Genomic DNA, 26,370 nt, shown 5'->3' on the forward strand with positions numbered 1-26,370 from the left:
AGAGCCTGCCCAATGCCAAAAGTCTTGAAAAACAAATTGAAGTATTTCAAGCATCAGCTTTCCTCCCTTCACATAAAACCAAATAACTTTGCCATTCCATAGGCTGCCATTACCGGTAAGAACACTTCTGAAAACCAGCGATTAAAGTAGCTCATTAACTAATCACCCCTCCGCCTTCCTCATCGCCGCCGACATCGTATTTGCCGGCGGCTCCTGACCAAACAGTTCAAACAGTACCCGCGGCGTATAGCGGCGCTCCTTATTCACGTAAGCGACCTGCTTGCGGATATTTCCGCGCAGCTTGTCCATTTGCTTGAAAACGGATTCATGCTCTATAAAAAAGTCGTAAATCGGCATCAGTATCGTAAGGTTGTCCTTTAAATCCCGGCGCTTGATGCGTAACTCCTTGATTTTTTTTGACATTTTTCCGCCAACTCTGACCGGGAAATCATTTATCTCAAGCCAGTGGTCAATATCCATGATCGCCGCCTGGCAACGGTCAATCTCTTCCTGCAGAATCCCTATAGTAGCCGGCATAGTTCTGACTATTGCCCCAAGTTCTTCGATAACCTGCCGGATTTTAGCTGTTTCTTTGGATTCCATCAGCGTCCCTCCCGTCACTCAAGCAAATTGCATGGGTCCGCATAACGCTTGTCGCGGCCCGTGTACTTAAATCCTCGATAAGATTCCTGCGGCGCTTGGTCTGGCAGTGCAGGATTGCTCTCTGTCAATGCAGATAACTCAGAAGCACGCCCAGAATATCCATCGTTACGCTCCACCCAATACCGGTTTGTCAGTAGCGTGGCCGCTGCTCCATCCATTGGGTCCGGAACCAGCGCCGCCTTGCGATCGGCGAACACCGTCTCATTGCAATTTCGGCAGCGCGCCTTATACCGGCCGGCGTTCATGCTACAAAAATACTCTGCACCGCACTTGCACTCCACGCGGTACCGCTCGCGGGCGGTGGTGTCGATCCCAGGGGGAAATTGCTGTGCTTGAGGTTTTACTGTCGGCCTCTCTGCCTGCCGCTGCCAACTCCCGTCTTCAAGCCCAATAACCTGCATCGATACAACCTGCTGCATATCAATTACAACCAGTTCATCTTGCATTTGCTTAGCGCAAATTGCGCGGGCAGCCGGTTCCGGGTTTTGGAGTTCGAATAAAAGGTTCATGGCCATGTACTCAGTAAGAAAAAGGTCTAATTTTTGACCATTGACCAGAGTAACGAGGACAGGCAGACGATCCTGCTCGTCCCATACTGATTGCCGCTCGCCTTCCTGCGGTTCAATCTCGATGCAGGCTGTAGCGTTTTCGGAAATTTGCCGGTGAAGATCGGTAAGCGCTTTATTGGCTATACCCAGTTTTTCTTCACAAAAGGTAACCCGATCCCGAAGTAAATGTATTTCCGCAATAAGGTCAGCCGGACTCGGATTTTCCGGGCGGCCCTCTTCACAGTAAAGGATCTCAAGTAATTCAGCCTTCAGCTGGTTATATTCTGCCAATTGCTCTTCCAGGCTTGCAGCTTTTATTTTCGTGGCAGCGAGTTCAGATACAGCCATATTGTACGCTTCGGCCGGAACAGTATCATCAACCACTTGCTGCAGCTCCTCAGCTTCTGACGTTCCCACATAGCTGTATTGGCATTTCTCCTTAGCCTCCGGATCAATCGGGTAAACGCCGTATTTTGTAAGAATGCTGCGAATCAGGCATTCCTGATACTGTTCGCTGCAGCACCGCTTGCATGTAGTTTCTATAACCGCGCAATACCAGTCTTCAAAATCCTGAATTTGCATTGGGATAATGGTCTTGAGTGCCAGCATTTCCGCATGGGCTTTTTTCGCCTCCTGTCGCGGCACGCATATAAATTCGAGCTTGGCTAATTGCTTCGCGAACTCTATTTTTACATCAGAGTCCAGAGCATCGCCGCGCATCGTCAGGGCCTTGGCCAGCATGGAACGGCCCATGCGGAGGTATTTTAAAAACTCGGGATCTGTACTTTTGGCAGATGCATAACCGTTTATCGTTTCCTCGATCAGGGCTACCAGCGCGGTAGCCCGAACGAAGCTTTGTTTTTCTTCACGAGATAAGTATGCGTTCAAGGTTTATTCCTCCTCCTCAATCAAGCATACTTCCCGATCCATAACTCTAATCTTAATACCCATATCCTTCAACGCCCCATACCCCTCCACAAAATTTGCATCAATCATGCCACGTGCTTCTAATTGAGCAAGATGTTCTGCATGTTCTTCGATGGTATCAAATTCATAGAAATATCTGCTGAAATTGTCCATGAAATTCTTATCAAATTTGCTGTCGTCAGTTTCCACTTCGACAGTGATTATTACCTCAACGGTTCGCTTCATTTCCCCACCCCCAAGCACGCGCTGCACAGATCCGGCCTAACCCAATAGCAGCCGCCAGGGCAGGCGTGATTGTCGGTGCAGCCGCAGATCTGGCAGCGGGGGACAGCCGGTTCCGCTTCGGCCTCAATCTCAGCGATAATCCGCTCAACTGCAGTTTTATCATCCTCATTTTGGAAACTGAATACCCCTTCCGGTTCCAACCGGTACTTAATGCCAGCAGCATTTATTGCATTGATAATTTTTGTGATAATATCCTCATCTGCCGCGGTTCCGCCTGCAATTAGCTCATCGATCGCGTCACGCCAGCCGCAAGTGTAAGGAATGCCGTATTGGGCGAGCCAGGGCTCCATTGTCTCCACATTTTCCTTTCTGCGGAGGTTTATTATATTTTTTAGACTGGCATTCTCAGCTTGAAGCGCCAATATAATCTGATTTGCCAGCAGCATCTGATTGCCATGCTGAATAATTGTCTCCGGCTCAGGGCTGAACTCTATTTGCAATGCCTGTTTCCATTCCTCAAGTAGCTGCTTAAGATTTTTCATTTTCTTCTCCTTTTGGTTAACGGGCTTACCCATATCTTAAGCTTGTCGAGTTTAGCCATTATGCTCACTCTCCCATTCTTCAAGCTGTTCTAAAATATCCAGGATCTCATATTCATCCGATTCCCACGAGAGCCGTTCGATCAAATTCAGTACGACATGATCACGCCCAAGTTCGGGAAATTTATCCTCAACCTGAAATTCAAAGCTCTCCTTGTCCAACTTTCGGCCATCTTCGCACCACAACATAGAAAAATCAAATGTTTCGCCCTTGAACACCAGTTCAAACTTTTCTATGCCATTTTCGTAAGTTTTTGTAAGTTTAGCCACTATTCTTCCTCCTCATCGTCATACTCATATCCCTGCATATACCGATCGATCTCCTCAATCAGCTCTTTCTTCCAGCGGAACGAATATGGCTGCCGGAAATTCCGGCCAGCGACATTGAGCACTTCCTCCGCGACTTCGCGACCGGCATCTGTAAGGCGCATCACCGGTCTTTTCAGGTACTTATTCCGGGTTGGCATATCCTCAAACCTGATATATCCCCGGTACCGAAGCGTGCCGTAAAAGAAGCGCTGGCCGTGGCCGTACAGGCTGACCGCCTCCCGAACGGTCAAGTACTCTTCGTTGTGATGGGCAAAGCCGCTGCTTACCTGATCGGAATGCCTGTCCATCTCGCCTTGAATGGCGATTTGTTCGCGAAACTTGTCCATCATTTCAAGAAAAGCGTCATCACCAGTGGTGTCAGCAAATATTTCCGTGACCGCCAGGGCGATCTCGTTATGGTTTTCGTTGGCAAAGGTACTGGTAAAGGCTTGCTGTTTTGCTTTTTGCGCAACGCTTGTAATAATGTTTAAGGCAGGAAGTAGTGCTCTTGGCGCTGTTTCGTGGAGCTCATACTTGCCGGTCTCATGAATGCTCGGCAAAACAATATCGAATATCCAGCTTTCAAAGCGCTCTGCTTTGGCCTTAATTTCAAGATTGCGGCTCTGATCGGCGGCGTGAACAATGAGACGGTAGACATCGCCAATAGGAATGATTTTTGTTTCCCGTTCTCTGCCGAGCGCATCGGTTACCGGGTAAGTTACACCCCCACGGCAATGGTCTCGAACCGCCCGATTATAATCTTCGTACTCCAAAATCTTTGCAACGTCATTCCCCACCACGTATTTCCTGTCATCGTATTTCACAACCCGAACAGATCCAAATTCAGGATTATTAAAAATCATTAGATTTTTCATGTTTCCTCACTCTCCCCAATTTATTTATGTTTATTCTGTCTCCCAGGCGTCCCACATCTTGCTTTTCAGCTTTCGCAGCTCCGCCAGTAACTGCTTGAACTGCCCCGAATGCGGCCTTAGCCAGCGTTCCGCCTCGGCCTTGTACTCCTCTTGAGAGCGAAACCCAGAGTCCCCAGAAGCATCGAGGTGCGGCCGGAGTACATACGCCCCTGAATGCGCTACCGGCAGCAGCCTGGCCCCAATGCAGCGGAATCCCAGGAGAGCCTCCCAGAGCTTAGGCTCTAACTTGTCGGCCAGCGCCAGGAGCGTAACCCAGAGTTCAGCATCATCATCGATGTCCGGCCGGGGATCCATGTATACTTTGCCGAAGCTATTGCGGTACACCGGCTTACCCAGTTCACGGTAGGTAGCATATTTCACCGATGCCTCAGGCGGCGCTGATTCTGTCTGCTGCGGCTTAACCGCATTCCCAAAGAGATCATTCTGCAGGGCTAATCCCATAACAATACCTCCTTAAAATAAAGTTGAAACAAAACCGCAAAGTTGAAACAAAGTTGAAATTCACAAATCCAGCAATATCAAGCCTCGCGAGCATTATTTTCAACTGTTTCAACTTTTTCAACCTTTTTTGCCTCGCACACATGCGCGCGTCGTGCGCGTGCGTGTGCGCGCATGTGTGCGCGCGTATAGGGACATGTAAAAGTAAGTTGAAAAGTTGAAAACCATTTAATAAATCCATATTTTATCAGGGTTCAAGGCGCTTCAACCATGCTTCAACCGCACTTCAACTGCTTCAACTTTTCACCCCTTTTTAGCCCCCAAGATTACATAATCAATCAATTTCAAGCGTTTTTTTCAGGACAATCATGCGAATTGATTTGTCTTTCCATCGCTTCATCACGCTGAAAGTCATTTTGCCGCCGCCGGCGCTTTGCGCATCGATGAACCCTTTTTCATAGAACTCTCTAAGCACCCGGCTGACCGAGTAACCCGCTTCGGTCAACACCTTTTTGTAAATACTTGGTACAAGCCAGTATTGATTTAGCAGTGAATCGTAATATCCATATTGCTCTTGGTGGCATTTCTCTCTGAACCGATCATCATTTGACGCGATCCAGGCCGCCGTGAAATCCCAAGCCCGGTCAACGTAGTCAGTTTCCTGTGATGTACTCAAAAGATCCACTCCCGCCACCGCCATTCGGATCATTTCCTCCTTGGCCTGCTCTTCGGTAATGCCCCAAACCCACTGCCGCGCCCAATAATGCGCTACACTCAACACGGCGATCGCGCTAATGTGCGGCTGTGCAATATGCGGCCATTTATCCTGGAGCTGCCGGTAAACATTGGAATACTCCTTGTGGAAAAAATCTTTCTCCCTGCGCAACTCCTCCAGAACATGTTTCATAAAGATTACCCCGGCATGCCCATAATGCAGGTCCGTCACCCGGTGGACGTTGCTGGCCTCTTTTTCGTCCGGCAGCGGGATCCCGTAGAGCTCCAGCGCCCGGGTCCGCACGCCGGAATGCGAAGTGTCGCCGGCCAGGCTTTCCTCACCGGTGGTTAAGACCACCAAATTCCAAAAAGCCTTGGCTTGCAGCCCGCCGCCCTTGTCGCCGCGGGTTTTGCCCTGGCCAGCCGATACAGCATAGACCAGCTTATCCAGAAATTCCTGCTTGTCGCCGGCCAGCTGCCGCTCATCCACACCCAGAGGCAAATTGTTTAAAAACTGGCAGGTTCTTTCAAGTCCGACTTGCGTTGCGTTAAAACTGACCATGATCCGTTCCGGATTGCCCCAGACGCTGAGTGCCGCCTTCATGGCCGCGGTCTTGCCGCCCTTAGACGCGCCCCAGACATGAATAATAAAGTTACGGTGGCCGATAATCTGCAAGAGTGGCGAAGCAAAGCTGCCGGCCAGCATGAGCTGCGCAATCGGGTTTTGGATGACGTACTCCATGCAGGTCTTCCATACATCGAAATCACCGGCTTTTTCAAAACCGTTGACTAAAAAGTGCATGCCGCGTTTGGCATCCATATCAAGCGCGATTTCTCCGGCGTGTCCCGGTAAAAATTGATCTTTTCCCAACCAGCCTAGGTGAGACACTGAATGCACGGTTGGTAAAAACTCCATATTTGCCGCCTCCATGTCGAATAAATAAGATACCATTTCTTTCGCGTTCTTGCTGGATACCGGCATACCAGTATTGGCTAATTCCGCAATTTTCGAGTACTGAAACAGCGTGGCTTTTTCTGCTTTTATGGATTCCCATTTCCCATGGCGCCGCCAGGCGACTTCCAGCTTTTCGGTCTGCGTATCAACGTCTTGCAGCCGCTTGGTTATGATAACTGGCAGCGGTGATATTTTTTCCTCTATGCCTTTTTCGTCTAAGCCGTATACACCATACTCAGAATATCGCCAATTCTCTGGCCGGATTGGAGTAAAAGGCTGATCGTCAATGACCTTTTCGGCCAGGCAGGACGCGATTCGGATGTCGAGTGGGTTGGCCATGTTTATTGCCGCAGCCCACTGCTCCTTAAAAACATCCTGACCAGCCAGGTGCAGATCAGAAGGATCCTTGTGACTCTGCAAAAGTAATAAATAGACCTTGCCCGAGAAATGATTCTCAAGTAGTCCCTTGCAGACTTTTTTAATAAAAATCTCACCACTTTGTTCAGGTTCTTTGTATAAATATACATTAAGACCTTCAAAATGCTGTGCCCAGCGCGGCTGAAAAGTATCTGCACCTGGCACACCTAATGCGGGAATATCATGCTCCCAGAGCGTATGGCAATCTGATTCGCCCTCCACAATGATGATATAGCCTTTTTCTTTGGCTATGCGCAGCATCCATAGGCCGTAGGGCGTGACCTTGGAACCCCTTACCCAGGTAAATCTAGGCCCTCCCTTAAGTGAGTGCCGGTACCGGGTGGCCATCAGGTTGCCCTTTTCATCCATATAGGGAAGAACCATACCTTTATGCGAATTTTTGATGCCGTATGATTGCAGCTTTTCGATGTCCAGCCGCTTAACTGTTGCATACTCCTCAATTGTAAATTTAGGCCTTCTCGCACTTGTCTTTGACGCAGCAGGCTTAATGCCGGCAAAGTCCATAATGGTCTTGGTAGCCTCTTCCTTGGACATGCTTTTATATTCCTGTAAAAACGTCCAGGCGTTTCCGCTCGCGCCGCAGGACAGGCATTTATATTGACCTGTTTTAATCTTGATGCCAAAACTAGGATTTTTTTCATTATGAAAAGGGCAAAGGCCATGCAGCTCATCGCCCTTTGGTTTAAGTCCTGGTAAATACTGCGAATAAAATTGTTTCCAGTCAACGAGTTTATCTATATCCTCTTGCACATTTCTTCTCCCCCCTCTTCCAGGGTCAACACAAAAACGATTAATTCTGCTGGCTATTTATCGACTAACAAAGCGGCTAACTCACAAGTAGCAGCTGCAATAATCTCCTTTTCTTTACCCCGAAATCTTATATCACGCATTAGCTTCACGCTCCTTAACCTTCGCATAATACTCCCACCAAACACTTCCCTCAAGATGCTGCACGCGGCTCGGATGAGGCTCCACAGGTTTAATCAGTACCAATCCTTTAGTCGCAATCCGCTGCATGATCAATTCTACGGCCTGTTCAAAAGTTTCGGCCACCACACGCCCGGGCAGCAACATAAAGCTATTGGCAGAGCAGGCAGCTTTGCCTGCCCCCTTATCCTTCGGTACCGGTATCATTGCTCTCGACAACCTCTATATCAATAAAATCTGTTTCTTCAGTTTCATCCGCTTCTGGCGCCTCCAGTTGCTTAGGCGCTGAACCTACGATCTGTAAGGTTGGCCTGCCGGGCAGCTCCGCCAGATCCGGCCCGCCTGGAAGTTCCGGTAATTCTTCCGCTGGTTCGGGCTCTTGTAAATCGAGTTCCGTTTGATTCAAAAGGGTTTCCATTTTGCGTAAAGCTTTGGACCATAATCCATGGCGCCGGATAATTGCGTAAAAATCCTCTACGTCATGGCCCTGGATATACCAAACTTTGTTACCGGCGTCATCGGTACCGGCCGAGCAGTGCTGCAGTTCATGGTCTAAGAGTGCATGCTTTTCTTTGCCGTTAAGCTGATCCCACACGTCGCGATGGATAATGATGATAAAATCATATCCGGTTAAGAAATTGACTTCCTTCCCGACTTTCTTGGCTTGTCCCCATGTTTCGCGCTTTTTGACTTCCCAGTTGCCGGTCCGGAACAGATACTTTATATCTGCCTCAATAAGATGGCTATGGGTTTCCTCAATTAGCTCTCTGGCTATTTCTTTTAGCTCCTCTGAAGCCTCATAAAATTCGGCTGCCATATCTTCACTCTCCCTGTATATTTATGCAATTTAGTTTTAAATGGACGCATCTTTTTCTGCCGTAAAACGTACTGTGATGCGTGTAATTTTTCTTATGGATGCCGTTATTCCAGCCATAGGCCACCCGCAGCATTCCCCGTTCGTCAAGTTCCCTCAGTAATGCCGTTCGGTCGATGTCCAGCCTTTCGCATATCCTGCGTTCTTCCGAGGGAGGAAGTATTAGATAATTTCCCTGAACATGATACCTGTTTACCCTTCTAGCGACATCCTGAAGGAATAAATCTACGTCCCTGTCCAAATCATGGTGCAGGGCTTTCCCCTGTACCTCCGGCGCTTCCAGCACGGCCAGAATGGCGCTGTAATCGGCGCCCGATTCCTCGGCGGCATCCATAACCGCAAGCCGGCGCAGTTCGAGCTGTTGCGGTTTAGAAAGACCTTTGCTGAGTTTGGTAGCTGTATCGAGATGGCGCCTCAGAATTGCGTTAGGATTATCATATAGGCTGTATTTGCCGGTTTTTCGAATCGTTGGCAGAACTTCGTGAGTAATCCAACGCTTAAATGCTTTGGCTTCGAGCTTTCGACTTCCAATGATCAAAGAGTAGAGTCCAGGTTCATTAACAAAAACCATTTCCTGCTCTCCTCCAGGGGTCTGCGTTAAACGCAGCACCTTCTCATCATCATCAAGTCGACGAAGTTGAGTAGAATCAATTTCTAAAATCTCACATAGATCCTTGCCGCAAAATAATGGCTCGCTGCATTGAGTAATGGTCCTCACTATTTGCCCTTGATATTCAAAGATTTGCTTAAGCTGTCTCATAGACATTCCCCGCTGTTCACCTCATTTCCGATTAGGCAGCTCAGCCGGGAAGAATTCCAAGCGCCCCGCTTCACACTCATATCCTGCTTGCTCTAAATCTAAATGCTGCATTACAGTACTAACAGCCATTTCGGTTATTTCCACCTTGCTGGTTGCAGTAGTACCGCTCTTATCAGTGAAACCAGCATAAATTTTGTTCGTGAGCGGACTAACCCAAAGCTTTAATTCATCAAGTTTCATAGCGCACCTCACGTCTCATCAAAATAACTCGCCATCATCGCCGCCCCACCCAGGCGCTCAGATCCTCATCCCAGGCAGCACGAAATTTAGCCGGCAGCGGTACTTGTTTATTCTCTAAAAACAACTTAGCATGGGCGCAGGAAAAAATTGTGCTGTCCGTGTTTTTGCCGTTGCGCCGGCACTGGATACCTTCCGCCGAACTGCGGACAACGGCAATGGTGGCAGCCGGATTAATGAGGATTTCCAATGTTTCTCCTGATGCAAACCGCTTGCCGACTTCCGGCGATAGAGTTACCTTGCCGTTTTTGGTAACTGTAATATACGGCGTTGTCCTTGTTGCCAGCGCGTTGTTGGCATTAAAAACAACAAATGTGGATAAATCCAGTTTGGTAACGGTTAGCGCACCCGCTTCCGTCTTTACGCTCCGCGAATTTGCCATTAATCTCCCTCCTCTTTGATAAAGGTTATAACCTTCCGTTGTGGCCGGATCAGGGATGATGTCAATTAGCTGCGTCCCGCTTTCATCGATTTCCTGAAACAGCGAAACGACGATTGCACGCCGTTTTTGCGCCGTGTTCCGTCGCATTTCACGGTATAAGGCGGATCGGATATGGAGCAACGCATAAGTTGCGAAGCCCGCGCCTCGCGCCGGATTATACTTTACTGCGGCATTTACCAATGCAATGCTGGCGATCTGAAACAGATCTTCATACTCGACATTCGGCCTGAACGGATAATAGCGATGGATAGCGTAATGAACAAGGTTTTTGTATTCCCGTATTAGATTGTCGTTAAGGTAAGGCTGTTTGCTGCACATACAATTCATGCGTCCCATCCCGGAGTGCGCGCTCCTCCTCGGAAAGCTCGTAGCCTTTTTTTTCAAGGCAATCGTAAATTACATCAAGTTCCGCACTTCCTGAAAATTCGCATTGCCAGTCATGATAGTTTTCGTGTTGATTCTCAATACTGCAATAAGCCGCAATTAGTAATACTCGCTCTGGTTCGGATTCCAACACACCTGAAATTGTATCGAAAGTTAATTCCTCATCTTCAGGAGCTTTAATACCAAGCAATTCCAGAAATTTTGTTTCGGCACCGTACGGGAATCCGCCCTCCATGATTGCCTGCATCGCCAACGCCATGATTCCGTTAATATGCTTTTTCGCACCTACATAACTCCGCACAAACTCATGCCGCAATTGGAAAGCTCTTTTATTAATCTCATCCAGACGTTCGCGCCGTTCTCGCAATTGCCGTTGTTTTTCCTGCATGGCTTTTTCAGCTTCTGTGTCCGTTTTTTCAGCTTCTTTCACCAGTAATTGGGCATTGTACGGTGAGACGGTAAAAAAGTATTCCCTTGTATCGGCGTCGACTGGTTTCAGATTTTTTAGCTCAGTCGAAAAATTAGAAAACCATCGTACAGAACGCAGACCAGCCGTTTCCTTGACCTGCGTAGCAAATTTTTCAAGTTCGGCAATCAATAAGGCTTTGTTTTCTTCGAATTTTTCTTTATCAATGGCATCTTTAAGTTCCCAATGGAAATTAGGCGTACCAATTTTTTCAAGAACCTTATTTTTAGTTTTAACATCCTTGATCTTATCCAACTCCGCATAGTCTTGCAGCGTAGCCCCGCGCGCAACAGACTGTTGGAATTTCTCCTTGTCTAAATCCAACAGCTTCACGCGGCGCCGGATTGTGCTTTCCGAAAAACCGGTCTGCTCTGAAATACCATCAACGGTCTCCCCGAAATCCAGCATCATTTGAAATCCCTGCGCCTGCTCCAATATGGTTAGGTCATTGCGTTGCATATTCTCCAGCAACATCGTGGAGAGCTGTTTTTTGTAATCCATGTCAGTGATCACGCAGGGAACTTCCGTCAGACCTGCGAGCTTCGCAGCCGCAAGGCGGCGGTGCCCGATGACAACACGGTATACTCCTTCGATGGGTTGTCCTGTTACTTCACCGAGATAGGGTACAACTGTAAGATTTTGCAAAATACCGTTAGCCTTAATGCTATTTGCAAGCTCAGTTAGGTCGCCTAAATCTTTGCGAGGATTATCAGGATGAGGGGATATGCGTTTGATTTCAATATTGGTAATCATGATCTCACCTCTCGAAAAAATATCCCGCCTGGTGGCCGCGTCGGTACCCGGCAATCAGCTACCAGGCGGGGTAATTGCAGTTTACTTAATAGGGATCAGCGCCGGCGGCGACAGTTTCGGCAGGATTTGGGGTTTTAGAAACTATCGGGGCATCTTTTGCTGGAGCGGTTTGATCTGCCTTAATGCCATAATCTCTGGGATCGAACAGGCCAACCGGCTCAAAATCAATGCCAATCCAACTTTTCTCACCGGAACCTTTTTCGCTGGTTGTCATGCGAGTAACTACACGATTGACACCAGTACGAGGCGGCACCAAGGCTTTAGCGCCTTTTCCAAGATAGATGCCTTGTGCATATCGCCCCCACTGAATAGTGGTAGTGGAAGGGAAACTCATTAAATAAATTTTAGGAAAACCGTCGGGATTTAAAGTAGTTACCGGTACGATGTATGCAATATAACGCAATTCCAGTGACTTTAAATCATATCGGGTCTGCGCTTCCGGATTCTCCTGAAGGAAAACCTGTAAGTCCTGTTCCGCTTCTTCCTTGTCACGTTTAGCCACAATCAGTTGTCCTTCTTCCGGAGATTCTTGCTTACCCCAGAGGGTCCAGCGTTTTTCTCCATAACCAACCACCACATCAATGCTGTCGCTATAGTCCTCAACAACAGTATCATTGGAATCCTTTTCAACAAAATTTCCCTTTTTACTGATGTTTAGCCAAGTACCGATATTGACGAAATCGAAATCCATATCCTCATTTACAGCCAAAAAATCTTCCTTGATGCTGTTCAGCATCTGGGTTACATAGTTTGAAGCTGCAGGTAAATTATTTTTTACGGTAGTTACGTTTGACATTGTAATTCCTCCAATATTTTAATTTTATTTACCAGGGCATGCTGTCCAGGAAAGCTTCTATTTCATCACGCTCCGCTGTTTTCGGCTTTCCCGGCACCTTGAGCCCTAGGCGTTTATAAACGGAGCGCCGGCTGTAATACTGGCTACGCAGTACGCCAACGTTGTAATCAACGTAATCGAACCAGGCAGCCTTTTTGTCGGGATTCTGCGGATCGGGCCGCATCAGCCGGCCGATGGCCTGCTCAACGCTGGCCCCATTTTTGCTGCCGCCAGTGTCGCCCCGTTTCGGCATGGCCAGATGGCCGTAACAGAGATTTGGCAGGTCGAGGCCCTCCTGGACGAGCTGGGCCGTAGCAAACAGGATATCTACTTTCCCATCCCGGCAATCTGCAATCCGCTGCTTGCGTTGGGCATTGCTGACCTGCCAGTCCCGGAATTCATCCTCCGTGTACTGCTCCACTTTGACCTCCCAACGTTTAAGCCGCTCGTTGCGCCGGCACTCCAACGCCTCGCCGGCGGCTACCAGCTGCCGGGCGTTTTTTTCGGTACCACCCACGATCCATTTATAGCGGTTGATCGAGCCGTGAACCATGGCAATGCGAGGCGGGTAAGCGATCATTTCACGCTGAAAGATATCCGTAATCTTATCGCGGAGCTTATAGCAATACCGGATGCTTTCAGTTAATACGAGTTGGAATTGACTTTGTAATTTGCCGTTATGCTTGATTAGGGCATTATCAATGATAGTTCTTGCAATTAATTCGATTCTTGCCTCGTCGGCCACCAGACGGTCCATGAGCACCCGGTAATCCAAATCCTCGCCGCCGGCATCTACACTGCACAGATCGTTCCGATCGGCGGCTTGTTCATAGTCAAAATTGGTGAATACGAATTTGATTTCCGGCTTGATCAGACGGCCGGTGTCATAGAGGCCGTCCCGCGAAATTTTATGCACAACAGGACCGATGCCGCGGTACATGTAAATCTCCAGTTTGTCTTTTCGTTTGTCGGTAGCAGTTAAGCCATACATATAAAAAGGTGAAAATTGACCGATAACATTTAGAAAAGAAGCGGCCGGCACATGATGACATTCATCTGTAACGAGGTTTCCAATTAGCTGATTTAATTCTTCAATCAAATTCGGGTTATCGCCAAGAGTCTGCACTGTGGCCAAGAACAGTTTGCCATCTCCCCATTCGTGCTTGCCGTCACCAAATATGCCAATTCTGCCAACACCTGACAGCAGTTTTTCTGCTGCGTCTCGCGACTGATACAGGAGGTCTTTGGTGTGTGTTAGCCAAAGCGCTGGTTTTACAAGATCATGTATAAGCCGCATCCCCATAAGGGTTTTACCGCTACCGGCTGGAGCCACCAGAATGCCGGATTCTGCCTCGCGCAGCGCTTCAACAGCTTCTTCCTGATCGGAACGAAGCACATAATCTTCATTCCAGCCGCCAAAATCTATATTTGGTACATTTGGAAAACGAATTTTAATTTCTGCAGTACTCCACTCCGGCATGCTGGTTAAGTCAGTCAAGTATCCCCGTGGCGCGATAATATCTGTCCCTGCCAAGGAATACAGCCTGAGATACTTTTCCATGCCCCAGAGCGGGCGCTTTTTGGCTTTTTTCTCTTCGTATTCCGGGTTGGGGACAGTGAGGTCCGCCGTGATTTTTGCCCTAAGCGGCGTACTGGCTCCCCGGATGCGAATATTGTTTGCAATCGTTATAGTAACTGGCAATTATTAATCACCTCCGTCAAATCGTAGGCCGGGCCACTGAGCCGCTTGTCTTTCGGATCGTGGTAATAAGTGCGTGGCAGTTGAATGGCTGGCATGGTCACGAAGTTTTTCAAGATGTTTCGGGCAATGTAGCGGAACCGACGCTCCTGCATGTACTTAATCACAGTTGAAAGCCGGAAAGCGTAGGCTTCATCAATGTCCTTGCTTAAAAAAGACACGAACACCAGTCCAAAATTCCGGGGGATGACTTCAAAATTCAGCAGCCCCCGGAATTGGTTCGGCCGAATAAAGCTAAGTTCAAACTTATCGCCCTGGGTGCGTTTGGCTTCAATCAGGAAATTTCCATTGGCTGTGGTGACAATCTCATCGGCCGGCCGGGTGCTGCCTCTCCCGTCAGAAATCCGCATCCGCCAAACATTAGGGACAAGCCGCCAGCTTCGCCTGATTTCGTCCTGGAATTCCTGCCCGCGGTCGCGGCGCTCTTTTTGTTTACTTGCGCTGTTCATAAGCAATAATCTCCACTTTGACTAAAGACATGACCAGGAGCAAGGGATCGTCAATAACGCAGGTATCTCCATCCGGACTAGTCAGGGTAATTTCACCACCATGCTCATCCAGTATTTCTTCCGGGCATTCTTCCACTTCATTAATTATTGGTTGCAGTATTTTAGCGCCCATACAATTGCTGCTTAACTTGCGTTTTATGGTTCCGACGTGCTTCCCATCCTGAAAAGTAAGTAAGACGATATGCAGGCCGACACGCGGGTACGAACCTTCCAGAGGATAGTTATCCATTACCCCGCCCTCCCGATAAGAAATTAAATAATGCCGCCTGCAGGTTTGATTTTGCTGCTATAGCGTGTACCCGGGCGGATGAAGCAGTTAAAACATCGCTTGCCCGGGCTAAATCCACATCAATGGCGGCTATTTCTCCGCTTGTCTCTGCGAGCACTTGCCGGTCTGCAGCGGAATAAGCCCGACGGTAGGCGTCCCGGTTCGCTTCATTATTGAGCAGGATTTTTTTGTCACCAATCATTCCATACTGCTCCTTGCCTTCACCCTGGGCGTTCATAAATGCCTCGGCCTCTGTAAGCTTTACAGCGCTTTCAAGCTGGATTTTTTGCTGAAGCAATTCGCCTTTGGTTTGATCCACGGCGATCCTGTGGTTAATCGCGTTGCAAAGCTCTTTATACGCGAAGGATATTTGTCTTGTCGTATCCTCTAACGCCTCCGGCGCCAAAACCTGAATATATTCCGCCGGTACCCGCTGCGTGCTAATCTCCAATAGCTTCCGGGCTGCAGCTCTCACTCTTTCCGGACCATATAAAGTAACCAGGCTGTCAAATTGCTGTTGAATATCATTCATAAAAATATCTCCCCTCACGCAGCGCCCAGGCGCTGCTCCTGTATTTTTTCTAAGGTCTTCCGGACAACATCGGGTGCCAGGGCTTCCTTTTGGGCAATGGTCTCCACAATGTCATCAATATTAAGCAAAACCTTCTCGCCGCTGCCGGTCTGAATCAGCGCCGCGAATTCCTCCATGGCGTACTGGCGTTTCTGGTCGGCTTCGATTTTTGAGCGGTCCAGGACTTCGGCGCCGGGCTTTGCCGACTGCAGCGGGATCAACTGAATATCAAAGGTTTGTTTATCCATTACATCAATCAGTGCAACCTGGATCGGCCGCTCCAGCTCGCCGGTACTGGCGCTAATCCGCGTCAGGCTGCCCGGATTACAAAATACTTTACCGTCTGCCCGCCGGTAGATGCCGTAGCCGGTATGATCATGACCGGTCAATATCAGGTCGGCAGTCGTAACCACATCCTTCAGCAACGTAAACCGGTCAAAGGGCGGCGTGTGGTCGAGCAGCATGCCGTGAGCAACATGGATCTTTAATTGCTCATCCATCCAGTGGGTGTCATAGCCGTACCCCTCCCGGTCCATCCTACCGGAGTAGGGCGCGAAGGTGATGGCCACATCGGGATAAACCATTACCTGGCTCTCGCTGAAAACCCGGAATTTGGGGACCAGCTCCGTTAATAGCCTGAGGCTTGTCCGATCATAGGTGTCCAGGTTGTAACCGTGAATATCGTGGTTGCCAGCGCAGGTGTAGAAGTCGACCGGGCATTCCCGGAACATCTGCATAAACTCCACCAGCACGCCGATGGATACCTCCGGCCAGTCCCAGATGTCGCCCGGGCAAAGGATAGCCTTGACCTGGTGCTGTTCAGCCAGGGCGAACACCTCGCGGAGTTTGGTTTTCACGGCCTCTTTATAGTCGTCAATTCTATTTCTGGGTTTTTTACCGCGAAGATGAAGATCGCCGACAAATAAAAACCTCATATCACTTTCACCACACTTTTCCCGTTAGTCTGCGACACACCAATACTGATGTCCCCAATCTCAGCCAGCGCCTCATTGTGTGTGATCAGGATCATCTGCCTCCCAAACTTCTGGCTGTACTCCTTGAGGAAATAGGCCACATTCGGCGCATACTCAGCAGACAAGTGTTTACCTACTTCATCGAGCAGCAGAGGCCCCCGTACTTCTGCCAACTCTGCAACAGCCAACCTAAGCGCCAGGCTGACCACATCAGCCACACCGCCGCCCCGGTCGTAATCCGGAGGCTTAAGCTGCGTCACGATGCCCTCGGACTCCAGCCAATAGTCCACTTCCGGCCGGTTGGCCCGCACCTCCAGCGACAGCTGAAATTTATAGTCCTTGCCAAACACAACGGACAGCGCCGAAGTAACAATCTCCTCGATCCGACTCTTGGCCTGCTGCCGTGCAAAGTCGGAGGTGAGCTGCAGCAGTCTTTGCACTTTCTCGTTTAGTTCAAGCATCTGGGCCGCGGTGGCGCTTTTGATGATCTCCGCATCGCGCTGCTCAAGCAATAAATTACGCTTGGCAATTTGCTTTGTAATTTTTTCAGCGGCCTGCCGGACGTCCAGTTTGATCTTGTTGATCTGATAGGTGTTGATTGTGAACGATTTAGGTAATTCCGTAATCAAATCATGGGTTTCCGTTATGATTGGCGGCGTTACCGGCACGGAAGGTCTAAGTAGGTCCCGAAGCGCCATTAGAATAATGCATCTCCTTCCACATTGCGATGCCAATTAATGCGTAAACGATTACATCCCGGAGGCGCTCCGCGCATTCCTTGTCATCCAGCCCTTTGTTAGCCAAGGGCACCAGATGCTTGTCCACCAGCGTCATCAGCACGGTGAACATAGCTGTATGCTCCTGTTTATTAAAAATGCGGATAGCCGTTTGTCGGAAATTATAAAACAGGTCATCCACTGTCCCGTAGGATTGATTCTTCTCCTCAAATAACTGTTGAATAGATTCCAGTTCAGTGCTCAATAATGCGAGGAATTCGCTTCTGGTAAACTGTCCAGCACTTTTCCCCTCAGTTGGAACTTCAGACCGCGCTGGCTGCTCTAACTGTTCTGTCTGATCTGCCTGTTCTAACTGTTCTGCCTGCACCGTTCTTCCCTCCTCATATACATTGTCCTGGAATGTCTTTACGTCCATCGTGGGAGGCTTGTTTCTCTTCTGTCTGGTACCCGCCATTTTGGGCCGTGGATCTGCTCCCTTTTTATGCAAACCCCATTTAACTAAGCGTGGATACAGAGAGCCCGCGCTTTTGATCCCGTAAAGCGTTTGCAGTGTTGCCGGACCGTACCCGGCATCCAAAATTAATTTGGCATCCTCGGCGGTTAAATCATCAAGCGTCATGATTTGCGCTTTACCAATGTCCAGGCCCATTTTGATGCATTCTACCGGGGTAGGCTTCCGGCTTGTGCATGCCGCCGGTTCCGGTAATGGGCTCCGCTCTTTCATTTCCTTGCTAAGGATGCCGCTGCTGAGTATTTCAGCCACATTATTCACCTGCGCTTTCTTTATCGTCTTCACCATCATCAAAGGCATCAGCAATCTTTAAAACCAGGCATTGTATTGCACCTGTTCGGGGATTTCGTCCATTACATCTAGATATTTTGCATACCGCATGATAAAAACACAGTTCCCCGGGTTCCGTTTTTTCAATGACAGTTACATTATATGGAATGCTCATACGCCCTCCCTCATACCCGAGGAATAAGCCCTTCGACCGTGGTCAAGGTTTCCGTGATCGCGGTCTCCAGATTAGCAATCTCTTCGCCAATGGTTTCCGGCGTGACGCCTTCGGCCGCCATCTTTTGGACAACCTCCTCACGCTGCTGCTCCGCAGCTGCTTTTTGGGTCTCGGCTATGGTTTTGCTTTGCTCCGCCCGCTTTAAATTAGCTTTGGCGGTCTCAATTCTTGTCTTAATGTCCACGAATCTTCTCCCCTTTTTCAATTGCCCTGTTACACAAAGGGCAGATATCAACTTCCGCCCATAAATCTTGAATAATTCTCTCTTGGGATGCTACTGCGGTAACTGCTGCCGCTGCTTTTCTGCCGGCATCCTCAAGAGTATTATTTTTAATTCGGTAAATTGCCTGTAGCTCCCGGAGCCGATCCAGTTTACTGCGCTGCTCATCCAGGCCGGCAAGAAGCGGATCCGCCTGGGCAATTCCTTGCAACGCATCCAGTAGCTTTTGACGGGCAGCTATTGTCACGGTGTGCGCCTGGTGTTGGCCAGCCAATAATCTCAGGTCATTAAGACGCTGCATACCTTGTTCCACATCAGCCAGGCTGCCAGTCGCGACATCTAAATCCTTAGTTATTGTCAGAACAGCAGTCGCATTTTTAATGTTCTCGATAATGCGCAGATACCGGTCTTCGCACTCAATTAACGTGGCGGCTTTGCCGAGCAATTGGTCAAGGATCAATACTTGCTCGGCGGCCTGCTCAAGCCCGACATATAAAGTAAGCTCCTGCCCATATTGAGATACTGAGATTTCAAGTCGCTCATACCTTTGTGCAAGATCTGATAGCAGCTGCAGCCTCTGCGCGCCAGTTTCCACATCTTGCAGATTTTGCTCGGCTGCCGGCAGTGATGCGTACCGCTGCAGCTCCGCCTCGAGTTTCGAGAGTTGCTCGTCAGATCTCTCTTTCTGCCGCTCCAGCATAGACAAGGTTTCATGCCTTGCGCGCAGCTGCTCGAACTTCTCCAGCAGCAACTCGCAGGCTTCCACCTGCTCTTTGAGCTGGTCAACGCCGTCATACTCTTTCAATTCTTCCGTTTTTTGCTCAATTTGCTTATCGGCCAGCAGCTTGTCCTGTCGGGCGCCATATGTATCCTTGGCTACTGACTTGAGCGCCTGGTCAACAATCTCGGTACCGGCAATCTTGCCCAGTACCTTGGCTCCGGCCGAAGGAGGCTCGGAAATCAAAAACGGTGCGTCTAGCTGGAAAGCAAAATTCAGCGCTGTTTCAAAGTCGCCGAATGTCTGCCGGGTGATGCCGAGCGCCGCCGTAACTTCCAGCGGCACGTCGGCCTGCTCAAAATGTTGGGGTATCCCGATTGCAGGAACCAGGCGGTAGACGGTTCGCCCGCCTTTCCTGCGCCCTTTGATAATGTCAGTCCCATCACTCAGCGTAATTGTGACAATCGCCTCGCCGGTCGCCTGATTAATAAAATTCTCTCCGGCGGGCTCATTAAACGCGATCCAACGGATTGCCCGGATAAGGGCGGTCTTGCCGGAATCGGTGGGACCGGTCAAGACCGTAAGCCCAGGGCTGAGATTTAACTGGCTGTCGACATGAGACTGAAAGCCTTTAATGTGAACTGAAGCGATCACGAGATCACCCGCCTAACAATAAACGATTTCCCCCGGTAATCCGTTCCCTGGGAAAACTCCAGCTTTACAGTTGGCTTTGGGTCCCAACCTGGCCGGCCGTTTTTTCTCATGCATTTTTTGCATTGTCTGACAGCATCCAATTCTTTTTTGAGCGCGCTCTCCTGATAAATGCAATTAATGCAGGATGCATTCTGGTTGATGTAATGCATTGCGGCCGCCATTATCCTAAAAGCTCCGCCCGGCAATTGCCGCAAACAACTTTGCCCTTAAATGACAAGACGTTGTAATCATTGCCGCAAAATATGCACTCGCAAGCCGGTTCATACTTGCGCAGGATAATGCGGTCATTTTCTACATAGATTTCCATTGGATCGCCTTCTTTGATATCCAAGTTACGGCGTAATTCTTTGGGAATTACCACCCGGCCCAGATCGTCGACTCTGCGAACAATACCGGTTGATTTCATATGCTCACCCTCCTGTATTTGATTTTTAGTTTTCAATAATGCTAAACTTTACGTAACAAAATTTTCTTAACCGCTCTTATTGGGCGGCTTTTTTTATCTTCTTGGTCAAATAAGGCACTGCAAGATTAATTTCATTTTTGGAACCGCTGATGGTATATCTTTTCCCTCGAAACTGGTACCGGTAAGTAAAAATCCCACCTTTAATTGATGCCGTAATCAAACTTCTCCCCTCCTTTTATGATTTTGATTATTACGGATAAACTGCTTTTGCAGTTGCCGCCAGCCCATATCCCGGGAGGCCAACATGACTGCGCCTGCAAACGCGGCAATGGCGCCGGCCAATACTCCGATGACGATTTTCATTTGCGCTCATCCTCGCTTTGTTGTCTTGGGTCTGTTTCGTATAAGCAGAAAAACTTAATGTCGGCAAATTCTTTCTTGCCTGCATACGGATAGTACTCATCATTTTTCCTTTCTTCGACTACTAGTTCCCCAGGCAGCTGCATTAGTCGCTCGTGCTCATGAATATGAACTTCAAGCTCGGATCTGTCACCCCTAAAGCCAATTGCTCCATGACGAATCAGTTCTTCTGTTGCTGCCTTAAGCAGCAATGCCGCTTGTTCGATTGTCATTTTAGTTGCCCCCTCTGCTTAATCTGCTGTATTGCCGTTGACAGCACCATAATGGCTTCACCGGGCTGCAAAAACTGCAATAGCGTTTTAACTATGATTGATGGCGCCCGTTTATTAAACATGTGCGATGCTTTTCCCATAGCCTTGCCTTACCTCCCCTCAATGAAGAATCCACGCTTTTTGGCCTCGCGTTTCAGCTTGTTTAATCCGGTAATGCGCACCTCATGCTCAAGGCAAAACTCCAGTTCAGCATCAGTCAGTTTTGCAGGCTGATACCCTGGATCATCGACTGAGTTATGCAAACTCCAACTGATTGCTTCCTTGCTGACGCCGGGTGGAAGTTCAACGCTTTTCATGTACCTCCGGGATATCACGGTTGCCAACAAAGTCCACCTCCTTTGCAGGGAATACAATTTTACCGCCAATAGCCTGAAGAACGACTTTTCCGTCTTCCCCGACAATCCGGACCTCATGAAATAGAATTTTTTGTAATTTGACATACCTTACCGCTTCCTCGCAGCCATTTAGATTAACGGCCGGCGTATGCCACCGTCCATCAGCAACAGGGAAACAATAGCCTTTAAATTGCTCATTAGGTGTATTAATCAATTAGTGACCTCCTTCCAGTGCTTTCGGGCAGCCAGCGCATTCAGATCGGCCTGGGCCTTGTCAAAACTACCTTGCCAGGGAAGCGTTTTATAGCTGCGGCCGTTGCCTAATTGTCCGGCCTTTAGATAAAAAGTTCTATAGCTATGCAAACCTACTTGGGACCTTACGAAATATCGCCATCCACGTCCATCTTCATAGATTTTTACAAACCGGCAAGGTTCTTCATCTGGATGCAATGACCCAGGTATTCCCGGACAAATCAGCGCGGCTGGCTTGTTTATGTTTGGGCACATACAACAACGGAAGGGTAGATATTCCGGAACTGCGCTCATCAGACATTTCCTCCTTTAACAAAGCCTCAAAACCTGCCTTCCCTTCCCGTGTTTTGGGTATCGGCTGCCGATTAGGCCGCCGATCAGCAACAACTTGTACACTTTGAATACTCAGCTTCATGACTTGGTTACGAATCCATTCCCTAAAGCATCATCAATTTTTCCTTTGATGAGTTTGGAAATTGAGAGTAAGAATTGCAATGAACTTGATCCGAAGCCATAAAACCTTGAATCTGATCTGGCAAAAGCCAAGAAATCTTGTACATTATTAATAACGACAGGATCTTCCCCTAGCCGTTCAATAGTGATTTTTGCTGCTGGCTGAACAGCCGAACTCTTGACCATAACAGATATGTTACTATTCTCCTGCTGTGCTTTCTTGATGTTTTCGCTGAAATTGAACATCTTATTGCCTCCCTGATTCAGTTTTGAAAGAACAATCTATGTCAAGGGGACGTATGCATACATCCCTCGAAGCGGGTTCCCGCGACGCTCCTATAGGAGCGTTTCGGCCATCGCCCAGATGGCCATCATCAGGCGGGTGGTTTGTTGAACAGGGAATTATTGGTTTTTGTCGAATTTTCTCCTTCAAAGAGTAAATACCTATTCCACATACATTTAGGAGATGATAGTTTGTTTAACTGGTCAGTCTTTCTCTACTCATCGCTTGCAGCTGCTTTAATAAGCTTTTTTCTTAACCGTGCTTATGATCAGTACATGAGCTCTAAGATAAAGAAAAAACGCTTAAAGGGAATACGAGAAGTGTTAATTCAAAACATTAGTTGTGATATGTTTTGGCTGAAGCAGATATTTAACTATGAGCCAGAGCTAACGTTTACATCATGGAATGATATAAAAATCAATTTAAGCACTAATCTTCCAATCGAATATCGAGTAGAGCTTTATCAATTAAACCCAGACGCCTTTCTTGCAGTTCAGTCATATTATTATGAACTTGAACGCTTTAAATTGGCTTTTAAAAAATCATTACACACAATTGAACCAGAAGAGCTGGTTCAATTAATCATTGAAAAGGGGAATTCTATTCTTGTAACCCTAAGAGCGAAAGAGTTTATTTAAAAAAATATTTAATACGAACGATATTACTGTTGCTCCAATCGTAGTGACTAATATTGGATGATTGTTCGCAAACTGCTCCATCCGTTTCATCTCACTTCCCTTTCTGCGTTGCGTTTTGCTGCTCTTGCAGCTTCGCCAAAACATCTGGCAGTAAAAATTGTGCAAATACCGTAATAGGCTGGTCATCCGGATGACTTTCTTCCACTACACGGCGCTCACAGTTTTTAGGTTTGCGTATATCGTGATCATTTGGGTTCACCTCCTTTCCCACACCAGAAACGAAAGGTCAATCTCTTCTATCTAGCCGGCCTCAACTTGCTTAATATCCCGCGATTGCCGCTTTTTTGACACTGTTTGGGCATCTCTACTCGCCTGGCTTCAGGTGGAACCAATTGCTGAGTTATTACTGTTTTATGATCTTTTAGCCAGTTTTCAAAATCACCGTCCTCTATGTATATACGTCTGCCGATTTTTATAACCGGCAGGCCATGCTTATAAATCCAGCTGCTCACAATGGCTTCTGATACTTGCTCTTTTTCCGCAAAGGCTTTTATGGTATACCTTGGCATATAGTAGCCTCCTATCGTAAAGAAATTTACTCTTCAGTGCTTTAAGCTAAATAATTATTTAAATCAGTTCCTTAAAAGGGTTAAATTGCAGCTTGATTACGCAACAGTTCGCTAAAAGTTGACTCTTTGCCAAAAAAAATATAGTCCTTAGGTGTTTTGTATATTTTTTCAATTACTATAATTTTTTCAAATGGCATTTTCCCTGAATCTGATTCCCAAGCACGAAGAGTTGGAGTACTAACACCTAGTAATACTGCAGCTTCTTCCTGGGTATAATTAAACTTAACACGCAATGAACGAAGCGTATTGCGAAGCGTGAGTGGAATTTCATTCATAATAGTCTCCCTCCTCTTTTCTTGTTTTAATTTTAGTCAACTTTTAGTAAACTGTCAATAAATTGTTTTGTTTTTAGCAAACTTTTTTACTTTTTTACTTGTGTCTGTTTGCTTTTAGTTATATTATAATATTAAGTACTAAATATGGGGGTAGCAAAATGGATGAAGTTAATCAGATTAAATCTGCATTTTCGAAAAACATGCTGAAATTAAGAAAAAGTAATGATTTAACTCAAGAAGAAGTAGCTAATGCACTGGGCGTAACCAAGGGTGCTGTTTCGGAATGGGAAAGTGCGAAAAAACTACCCAACGCTGGAAATCTTGAGAAACTTGCATCTTATTTCAAAATCCCCAAAAGTGCTTTACTTGCCGAAGAACATGATCAAATTATTACCTATGATAAAACGATTAACCTCCCTATCGTCGGGAAAATATCCTGTGGAAATGGATCTTTTGCATATGAAGAAATTGAAGGGTATGAACCTACTCCCGCTGATTGGCTAAATGGTGGTGAATACTTTTACACTAGGGCCCAGGGCGACAGTATGATTAACGCCAGAATACATGACGGAGACCTCCTATTAATCCGAAGGCAACCTGACGTAGAAGATGGTGAAATTGCAGCAGTATTAATAGATGAAGATATTTTTCTTAAACGAGTATTTAAGCGTAACGGAACTGTTATTTTGCAATCTGAAAACCCAGCATATCCTCCTATTATTAGTAATTCTAATAGCTGTAATAATTGTATGATTATTGGCAAGCTAAAAAAAGTTAGTTTTAATATGTAAAAAATAAAGACTGTCCAGCGCACCACCGCTGAACAGTCTGAGGTACAACTAACCATATAGGTCAATCGTACACCTTCGTAAGTATTATAACCGATTGACCTCTGAAAAACCACTTATTTTAAGGAGGTCTATTTTTTATGCCCAGTAAAATTAAAAAACGTGGGAAAAATTCATATCAATTCTTTGTACCTGACGGCTATGATGCCAATGGCAAACAGTTGGGATTCACAACTACAGTAACCTGTGACAATATTACCGAAGCAAAGAAGCAATACGACATTTTTAAGGCTAACTGCTTGCATGGCAAAGTGCTGGCCACTGGAACAAAAAAAATGACACTTAAAGAATTTTATGATTACTGGACGACTCATTACGCCATTCCTATCGCGCATCACGAAGCGACCACCATGTTCCTAAATGATTTCTTATTTTCCCGGATTGAAGTAGTACTGGGTTCGTTGATGCTTGATAAAATTCAACCCCGACACATACTGGACTTTTTTAAGCAGCTTTCCGCCCCTGATGCGGGTACTAATGATAAACAGATGTCACCCAATTATATTTACAAGCATTATGTCCTGCTTAACACTTTATTTACGGCTGCGGCAAAATGGAAATTCCTTACTGGGAACCCGATACAGGAAATCACCCCGACGAAAAAAACTAAACCAATAAAAAATATTCCCGACGAAGATGATCTGTCTCTATTTTTGGTTACATTAGAAAAAGAAACTACTAAACATAAATTATGGGTGTTTGCCGCTTTCGCTAAAGGCTTACGTCGAGAAGAAATCTTCGGTTTGCAGTGGGATGATTTTAATTTTAAAACTACGGTAGACCTTACCCGTAAAAAGCCAACAGTAACGATTAACCGCGCCATTGTATACATTTCTGGAAAGCCCCTTATCGAAAAATCCACAAAAACCACTAATTCGCACAGAACTTTAGTTTTGCCTATGTTTTTGGCTGTATTGATTTTAAGCTGGAAAGACGAACTTAGAGCTAAAGTTAAAAAGCGAAATAAGCGCCGAAAAATCTTCAGCATGGAAGATCCCACTGGGCCAGGCAAATGGGTTTTCCCTCAGGTAGACGGTAAGAAATGCGGCCATCCTTGTAGTTTTACTACTTTTCTGAGACGTTTTTGTATAAATGAGAAATTAAAACGCGTTAGCCCGCATCTACTTCGCCATATGTGGGGGAGTTACCTAATTAGAGAAAATGACATTGATATTGCAGAGATCAGCAAAGAATTGGGACACAGCAGTAAATCCTTTACCTGGAATACATATATTCATGAGATTAACTCGGAAAAAGAAAAAACAGCCACCGCAATGGACAACCTTATTAACAGGCTTAACCCGCAAACTTCATTATTAACGACAAAAGGACAGGCATGACAGCCTGTCCTTTCTGTATGAACATTTATCAAATTTGTCCTTTTTAAACCGTCCCAAGGGACAAGCTAAGGGACAAGGTTACATAAGTAAAAAAGTGTCACAGGCCACCGACCCGCGACACATCTATATTCTCATGGCGACCCCGGCAGGATTCGAACCTGCGACCTTTTGATTCGTAGTCAAA

Annotated in this window: 38 protein-coding genes and 1 pseudogene; 3 read left to right on the forward strand and 36 right to left on the reverse strand. The window is 47.1% G+C overall.

Annotation, left to right across the window (positions count from 1 at the left end):
* Positions 1-162: 162 nt before the first annotated feature.
* The 34 genes and pseudogenes from BLR06_RS17920 to BLR06_RS18075 all read right to left on the reverse strand — a co-directional run bounded on the left by BLR06_RS17920 (position 163) and on the right by BLR06_RS18075 (position 22,419).
* Positions 163-603 (reverse strand): hypothetical protein, encoded by a 441-nt coding sequence (locus tag BLR06_RS17920; protein ID WP_092074963.1) that lies wholly within the window; start codon positions 601-603, stop codon positions 163-165.
* 14 nt (positions 604-617) lie between these two features.
* Complete coding sequence (locus tag BLR06_RS17925) at positions 618-2,099, reverse strand: DUF5651 domain-containing protein (RefSeq protein ID WP_092074964.1); 1,482 nt, start codon at positions 2,097-2,099, stop codon at positions 618-620.
* Between the two features lie 3 nt (positions 2,100-2,102).
* On the reverse strand, positions 2,103-2,363 hold the full coding sequence (locus tag BLR06_RS17930) for a hypothetical protein (protein ID WP_092074965.1): 261 nt from the start codon (positions 2,361-2,363) through the stop codon (positions 2,103-2,105).
* Positions 2,360-2,905 carry a hypothetical protein gene (locus BLR06_RS17935; protein ID WP_092074966.1) on the reverse strand — a complete coding sequence of 182 codons (546 nt, stop codon included), beginning with the start codon at positions 2,903-2,905 and terminating at the stop codon, positions 2,360-2,362. Before BLR06_RS17935 ends, BLR06_RS17930 begins: the two co-directional genes overlap by 4 nt.
* A 51-nt stretch (positions 2,906-2,956) precedes the next feature.
* Positions 2,957-3,232, reverse strand: a complete 276-nt coding sequence (locus BLR06_RS17940; RefSeq protein WP_092074967.1) for a hypothetical protein — start codon at positions 3,230-3,232, stop codon at positions 2,957-2,959.
* Positions 3,232-4,146, reverse strand: a complete 915-nt coding sequence (locus tag BLR06_RS17945) for a BRO-N domain-containing protein (protein ID WP_092074968.1) — start codon at positions 4,144-4,146, stop codon at positions 3,232-3,234. Before BLR06_RS17945 ends, BLR06_RS17940 begins: the two co-directional genes overlap by 1 nt.
* A 30-nt stretch (positions 4,147-4,176) precedes the next feature.
* Complete coding sequence (locus BLR06_RS17950) at positions 4,177-4,647, reverse strand: hypothetical protein (protein WP_092074969.1); 471 nt, start codon at positions 4,645-4,647, stop codon at positions 4,177-4,179.
* Positions 4,648-4,978: 331 nt separating this feature from the next.
* Positions 4,979-7,501, reverse strand: a complete 2,523-nt coding sequence (locus BLR06_RS17955; protein WP_092074970.1) for a DUF927 domain-containing protein — start codon at positions 7,499-7,501, stop codon at positions 4,979-4,981.
* Positions 7,502-7,633: 132 nt separating this feature from the next.
* Positions 7,634-7,885, reverse strand: coding sequence for a hypothetical protein (locus BLR06_RS17960; RefSeq protein ID WP_092074971.1), 252 nt, complete (start codon positions 7,883-7,885; stop codon positions 7,634-7,636).
* On the reverse strand, positions 7,863-8,495 hold the full coding sequence (locus BLR06_RS17965; protein WP_092074972.1) for a putative metallopeptidase: 633 nt from the start codon (positions 8,493-8,495) through the stop codon (positions 7,863-7,865). The genes BLR06_RS17960 and BLR06_RS17965 overlap by 23 nt, the downstream gene beginning before the upstream one ends.
* A gap of 4 nt (positions 8,496-8,499) precedes the next feature.
* Positions 8,500-9,312, reverse strand: a complete 813-nt coding sequence (locus tag BLR06_RS17970) for a BRO-N domain-containing protein (protein ID WP_092074997.1) — start codon at positions 9,310-9,312, stop codon at positions 8,500-8,502.
* Positions 9,313-9,333: 21 nt separating this feature from the next.
* Entirely contained in the window at positions 9,334-9,552 is a 219-nt protein-coding gene (locus BLR06_RS17975; RefSeq protein ID WP_092074973.1) for a DUF7446 family protein, read from the reverse strand.
* Between the two features lie 34 nt (positions 9,553-9,586).
* Positions 9,587-10,378, reverse strand: coding sequence for a sigma-70 family RNA polymerase sigma factor (locus BLR06_RS17980; protein ID WP_173813008.1), 792 nt, complete (start codon positions 10,376-10,378; stop codon positions 9,587-9,589).
* Positions 10,379-11,117: 739 nt separating this feature from the next.
* Positions 11,118-11,654: pseudogene (locus tag BLR06_RS20420) on the reverse strand (ParB/RepB/Spo0J family partition protein); the annotation flags it as partial.
* An 85-nt stretch (positions 11,655-11,739) separates the two neighbouring features.
* Positions 11,740-12,510: a hypothetical protein gene (locus BLR06_RS17990; protein WP_173813010.1), complete on the reverse strand. Its 771-nt coding sequence runs from the start codon at positions 12,508-12,510 to the stop codon at positions 11,740-11,742.
* A 28-nt stretch (positions 12,511-12,538) separates the two neighbouring features.
* Positions 12,539-14,251: a DEAD/DEAH box helicase gene (locus BLR06_RS17995; RefSeq protein WP_217636938.1), complete on the reverse strand. Its 1,713-nt coding sequence runs from the start codon at positions 14,249-14,251 to the stop codon at positions 12,539-12,541.
* The gene (locus BLR06_RS18000; RefSeq protein WP_092074976.1) at positions 14,236-14,757 is read right to left on the reverse strand and encodes a hypothetical protein; all 522 of its coding nucleotides are present in this window, start codon (positions 14,755-14,757) and stop codon (positions 14,236-14,238) included. Before BLR06_RS18000 ends, BLR06_RS17995 begins: the two co-directional genes overlap by 16 nt.
* Entirely contained in the window at positions 14,741-15,046 is a 306-nt protein-coding gene (locus BLR06_RS18005) for a hypothetical protein (RefSeq protein WP_092074977.1), read from the reverse strand. Before BLR06_RS18005 ends, BLR06_RS18000 begins: the two co-directional genes overlap by 17 nt.
* Positions 15,039-15,617, reverse strand: a complete 579-nt coding sequence (locus tag BLR06_RS18010) for a hypothetical protein (RefSeq protein ID WP_092074978.1) — start codon at positions 15,615-15,617, stop codon at positions 15,039-15,041. Before BLR06_RS18010 ends, BLR06_RS18005 begins: the two co-directional genes overlap by 8 nt.
* Positions 15,618-15,631: 14 nt before the next feature.
* Positions 15,632-16,591: a metallophosphoesterase family protein gene (locus BLR06_RS18015; RefSeq protein WP_092074979.1), complete on the reverse strand. Its 960-nt coding sequence runs from the start codon at positions 16,589-16,591 to the stop codon at positions 15,632-15,634.
* Entirely contained in the window at positions 16,588-17,328 is a 741-nt protein-coding gene (locus BLR06_RS18020) for a P-loop NTPase family protein (protein WP_217636939.1), read from the reverse strand. The genes BLR06_RS18015 and BLR06_RS18020 overlap by 4 nt, the downstream gene beginning before the upstream one ends.
* A complete protein-coding gene (locus BLR06_RS18025; protein ID WP_173813012.1) occupies positions 17,306-18,169 on the reverse strand; it encodes a hypothetical protein in 864 nt (287 codons plus the stop codon). Before BLR06_RS18025 ends, BLR06_RS18020 begins: the two co-directional genes overlap by 23 nt.
* Positions 18,132-18,323, reverse strand: coding sequence for a hypothetical protein (locus tag BLR06_RS19650; protein ID WP_092074981.1), 192 nt, complete (start codon positions 18,321-18,323; stop codon positions 18,132-18,134). The genes BLR06_RS18025 and BLR06_RS19650 overlap by 38 nt, the downstream gene beginning before the upstream one ends.
* Before the next feature lie 10 nt (positions 18,324-18,333).
* Positions 18,334-18,567: a hypothetical protein gene (locus BLR06_RS18035; protein ID WP_092074982.1), complete on the reverse strand. Its 234-nt coding sequence runs from the start codon at positions 18,565-18,567 to the stop codon at positions 18,334-18,336.
* The gene (locus BLR06_RS18040; protein ID WP_092074983.1) at positions 18,557-19,975 is read right to left on the reverse strand and encodes an AAA family ATPase; all 1,419 of its coding nucleotides are present in this window, start codon (positions 19,973-19,975) and stop codon (positions 18,557-18,559) included. Before BLR06_RS18040 ends, BLR06_RS18035 begins: the two co-directional genes overlap by 11 nt.
* 220 nt (positions 19,976-20,195) lie before the next feature.
* On the reverse strand, positions 20,196-20,441 hold the full coding sequence (locus tag BLR06_RS18050; protein WP_092074985.1) for an AbrB/MazE/SpoVT family DNA-binding domain-containing protein: 246 nt from the start codon (positions 20,439-20,441) through the stop codon (positions 20,196-20,198).
* 76 nt (positions 20,442-20,517) lie between these two features.
* Positions 20,518-20,661, reverse strand: coding sequence for a hypothetical protein (locus BLR06_RS19655; RefSeq protein WP_173813014.1), 144 nt, complete (start codon positions 20,659-20,661; stop codon positions 20,518-20,520).
* Positions 20,658-20,804, reverse strand: coding sequence for a hypothetical protein (locus BLR06_RS19660; RefSeq protein WP_173813016.1), 147 nt, complete (start codon positions 20,802-20,804; stop codon positions 20,658-20,660). The genes BLR06_RS19655 and BLR06_RS19660 overlap by 4 nt, the downstream gene beginning before the upstream one ends.
* A complete protein-coding gene (locus BLR06_RS18055) occupies positions 20,801-21,073 on the reverse strand; it encodes a hypothetical protein (RefSeq protein WP_092074986.1) in 273 nt (90 codons plus the stop codon). The genes BLR06_RS19660 and BLR06_RS18055 overlap by 4 nt, the downstream gene beginning before the upstream one ends.
* Positions 21,070-21,213 (reverse strand): hypothetical protein, encoded by a 144-nt coding sequence (locus BLR06_RS19665; protein ID WP_173813018.1) that lies wholly within the window; start codon positions 21,211-21,213, stop codon positions 21,070-21,072. The genes BLR06_RS18055 and BLR06_RS19665 overlap by 4 nt, the downstream gene beginning before the upstream one ends.
* A 9-nt stretch (positions 21,214-21,222) precedes the next feature.
* Entirely contained in the window at positions 21,223-21,429 is a 207-nt protein-coding gene (locus BLR06_RS18060) for a hypothetical protein (RefSeq protein ID WP_092074987.1), read from the reverse strand.
* Positions 21,416-21,682, reverse strand: a complete 267-nt coding sequence (locus BLR06_RS18065) for a hypothetical protein (RefSeq protein WP_217636940.1) — start codon at positions 21,680-21,682, stop codon at positions 21,416-21,418. Before BLR06_RS18065 ends, BLR06_RS18060 begins: the two co-directional genes overlap by 14 nt.
* Positions 21,679-22,014 (reverse strand): hypothetical protein, encoded by a 336-nt coding sequence (locus BLR06_RS19345; protein WP_139164539.1) that lies wholly within the window; start codon positions 22,012-22,014, stop codon positions 21,679-21,681. Before BLR06_RS19345 ends, BLR06_RS18065 begins: the two co-directional genes overlap by 4 nt.
* A 117-nt stretch (positions 22,015-22,131) precedes the next feature.
* The gene (locus BLR06_RS18075) at positions 22,132-22,419 is read right to left on the reverse strand and encodes a hypothetical protein (RefSeq protein WP_092074989.1); all 288 of its coding nucleotides are present in this window, start codon (positions 22,417-22,419) and stop codon (positions 22,132-22,134) included.
* Positions 22,420-22,563: 144 nt separating this feature from the next.
* On the opposite strand from BLR06_RS18075, the gene BLR06_RS18080 reads away from it, so the two are divergent.
* Complete coding sequence (locus BLR06_RS18080; protein WP_139164540.1) at positions 22,564-23,094, forward strand: hypothetical protein; 531 nt, start codon at positions 22,564-22,566, stop codon at positions 23,092-23,094.
* Positions 23,095-23,390: 296 nt separating this feature from the next.
* Here BLR06_RS18080 and BLR06_RS18085 read toward each other — a convergent pair whose 3' ends face one another.
* A complete protein-coding gene (locus tag BLR06_RS18085; RefSeq protein WP_092074991.1) occupies positions 23,391-23,663 on the reverse strand; it encodes a helix-turn-helix domain-containing protein in 273 nt (90 codons plus the stop codon).
* A gap of 80 nt (positions 23,664-23,743) precedes the next feature.
* Positions 23,744-23,998, reverse strand: coding sequence for a helix-turn-helix transcriptional regulator (locus BLR06_RS18090; RefSeq protein ID WP_092074992.1), 255 nt, complete (start codon positions 23,996-23,998; stop codon positions 23,744-23,746).
* Positions 23,999-24,156: 158 nt separating this feature from the next.
* On the opposite strand from BLR06_RS18090, the gene BLR06_RS18095 reads away from it, so the two are divergent.
* Entirely contained in the window at positions 24,157-24,789 is a 633-nt protein-coding gene (locus tag BLR06_RS18095) for a LexA family protein (protein WP_092074993.1), read from the forward strand.
* Positions 24,790-24,926: 137 nt separating this feature from the next.
* Complete coding sequence (locus BLR06_RS18100; protein ID WP_092074994.1) at positions 24,927-26,186, forward strand: tyrosine-type recombinase/integrase; 1,260 nt, start codon at positions 24,927-24,929, stop codon at positions 26,184-26,186.
* Positions 26,187-26,370 lie beyond the last annotated feature (184 nt).

This window comes from Dendrosporobacter quercicolus (assembly GCF_900104455.1).
Classification (GTDB): domain Bacteria; phylum Bacillota; class Negativicutes; order DSM-1736; family Dendrosporobacteraceae; genus Dendrosporobacter; species Dendrosporobacter quercicolus.

Bases quoted from the DNA above. Each gene is read 5' to 3' on its own strand.
- BLR06_RS18020 (WP_217636939.1), bottom strand. From the start codon at position 17,328: ATGGCGCTTCGGGACCTACTTAGACCTTCCGTGCCGGTAACGCCGCCA.
- BLR06_RS17975 (WP_092074973.1), bottom strand. From the start codon at position 9,552: ATGAAACTTGATGAATTAAAGCTTTGGGTTAGTCCGCTCACGAACAAA.
- BLR06_RS17965 (WP_092074972.1), bottom strand. From the start codon at position 8,495: ATGGCAGCCGAATTTTATGAGGCTTCAGAGGAGCTAAAAGAAATAGCC.
- BLR06_RS17935 (WP_092074966.1), bottom strand. From the start codon at position 2,905: ATGAAAAATCTTAAGCAGCTACTTGAGGAATGGAAACAGGCATTGCAA.
- BLR06_RS19665 (WP_173813018.1), bottom strand. From the start codon at position 21,213: ATGGGAAAAGCATCGCACATGTTTAATAAACGGGCGCCATCAATCATA.
- BLR06_RS17980 (WP_173813008.1), bottom strand. From the start codon at position 10,378: ATGAATTGTATGTGCAGCAAACAGCCTTACCTTAACGACAATCTAATA.
- BLR06_RS17960 (WP_092074971.1), bottom strand. From the start codon at position 7,885: ATGATACCGGTACCGAAGGATAAGGGGGCAGGCAAAGCTGCCTGCTCT.
- BLR06_RS17945 (WP_092074968.1), bottom strand. From the start codon at position 4,146: ATGAAAAATCTAATGATTTTTAATAATCCTGAATTTGGATCTGTTCGG.
- BLR06_RS17950 (WP_092074969.1), bottom strand. From the start codon at position 4,647: ATGGGATTAGCCCTGCAGAATGATCTCTTTGGGAATGCGGTTAAGCCG.
- BLR06_RS18085 (WP_092074991.1), bottom strand. From the start codon at position 23,663: ATGCCAAGGTATACCATAAAAGCCTTTGCGGAAAAAGAGCAAGTATCA.
- BLR06_RS18010 (WP_092074978.1), bottom strand. From the start codon at position 15,617: ATGAATGATATTCAACAGCAATTTGACAGCCTGGTTACTTTATATGGT.
- BLR06_RS18090 (WP_092074992.1), bottom strand. From the start codon at position 23,998: ATGAATGAAATTCCACTCACGCTTCGCAATACGCTTCGTTCATTGCGT.
- BLR06_RS18060 (WP_092074987.1), bottom strand. From the start codon at position 21,429: ATGAAAAGCGTTGAACTTCCACCCGGCGTCAGCAAGGAAGCAATCAGT.
- BLR06_RS18015 (WP_092074979.1), bottom strand. From the start codon at position 16,591: ATGAGGTTTTTATTTGTCGGCGATCTTCATCTTCGCGGTAAAAAACCC.
- BLR06_RS18000 (WP_092074976.1), bottom strand. From the start codon at position 14,757: ATGAACAGCGCAAGTAAACAAAAAGAGCGCCGCGACCGCGGGCAGGAA.
- BLR06_RS18055 (WP_092074986.1), bottom strand. From the start codon at position 21,073: ATGACAATCGAACAAGCGGCATTGCTGCTTAAGGCAGCAACAGAAGAA.
- BLR06_RS18075 (WP_092074989.1), bottom strand. From the start codon at position 22,419: ATGTTCAATTTCAGCGAAAACATCAAGAAAGCACAGCAGGAGAATAGT.
- BLR06_RS17970 (WP_092074997.1), bottom strand. From the start codon at position 9,312: ATGAGACAGCTTAAGCAAATCTTTGAATATCAAGGGCAAATAGTGAGG.
- BLR06_RS17990 (WP_173813010.1), bottom strand. From the start codon at position 12,510: ATGTCAAACGTAACTACCGTAAAAAATAATTTACCTGCAGCTTCAAAC.
- BLR06_RS18005 (WP_092074977.1), bottom strand. From the start codon at position 15,046: ATGGATAACTATCCTCTGGAAGGTTCGTACCCGCGTGTCGGCCTGCAT.
- BLR06_RS18095 (WP_092074993.1), top strand. From the start codon at position 24,157: ATGGATGAAGTTAATCAGATTAAATCTGCATTTTCGAAAAACATGCTG.
- BLR06_RS18025 (WP_173813012.1), bottom strand. From the start codon at position 18,169: ATGATGGTGAAGACGATAAAGAAAGCGCAGGTGAATAATGTGGCTGAA.
- BLR06_RS17930 (WP_092074965.1), bottom strand. From the start codon at position 2,363: ATGAAGCGAACCGTTGAGGTAATAATCACTGTCGAAGTGGAAACTGAC.
- BLR06_RS17920 (WP_092074963.1), bottom strand. From the start codon at position 603: ATGGAATCCAAAGAAACAGCTAAAATCCGGCAGGTTATCGAAGAACTT.
- BLR06_RS18100 (WP_092074994.1), top strand. From the start codon at position 24,927: ATGCCCAGTAAAATTAAAAAACGTGGGAAAAATTCATATCAATTCTTT.
- BLR06_RS19650 (WP_092074981.1), bottom strand. From the start codon at position 18,323: ATGAGCATTCCATATAATGTAACTGTCATTGAAAAAACGGAACCCGGG.
- BLR06_RS19345 (WP_139164539.1), bottom strand. From the start codon at position 22,014: ATGAGCGCAGTTCCGGAATATCTACCCTTCCGTTGTTGTATGTGCCCA.
- BLR06_RS19660 (WP_173813016.1), bottom strand. From the start codon at position 20,804: ATGAAAATCGTCATCGGAGTATTGGCCGGCGCCATTGCCGCGTTTGCA.
- BLR06_RS18050 (WP_092074985.1), bottom strand. From the start codon at position 20,441: ATGAAATCAACCGGTATTGTTCGCAGAGTCGACGATCTGGGCCGGGTG.